Source organism: Vibrio sp. 704 (genome assembly GCF_033339295.1).
Genome location: NZ_JAWOUH010000789.1, coordinates 1 through 571, shown reverse-complemented (window position 1 = coordinate 571; position 571 = coordinate 1). Strand labels below are relative to the sequence as shown.

The 571-nt window shown below is 47.3% G+C and carries 1 protein-coding gene; it reads right to left on the bottom strand.

Going from position 1 to position 571, the window contains the following annotated elements; translation table 11 throughout:
• Positions 1–571 (bottom strand): DMT family transporter (locus tag R7R24_RS29125; RefSeq protein ID WP_318120515.1); only part of this gene is annotated, 571 nt, incomplete at both ends.

Genomic DNA, 571 nt, shown 5'->3' with positions numbered 1-571 from the left:
TATCCCCCATAAACAGGATGGACGTTGGTAGCGCCACAAGCGGGAAGTAGAAAATGATCACCGCGCTATCTTCGGTTTGGCTAAGCTTTCTTACAATGACATAAGCAATAGAGCTACCAAAAGCACCTAAAATAGCAATCATTACACTGAACATCGGGAGTGTTTGTGCAGATTCTACGCCGGTTTCTGGCCGAACCATGACGTAGACGCCGAGCAAACATAGCGCAATACAAATGAAGGTTGTGGGCTGAATCCGTTCTTTCAAAAAAATGACAGCGAGCAGCGCCGTAAATACCGGATGAATGTATTGGAAGATGGTTGCTTCTGCCAAAGGTAACGTGGTCACCGAATAGTAAACACACATCAGCGCGAAGGTGCCCACCGCGCCACGCGCTAAGAGTAGTGGTTTGTTGTTGCCCCAAACAGAGATTCGTTTTCGTTTCACATCTAAATAACTGATCACTAAAGAAACGAGTGCTCTTGCTGCAACGATTTCAAAGACAGGGATACCATGAAGACTGACATGCTTTACCGTGGCCGACATTAGCGCGAACCCGAAAGCGGAGAGCAC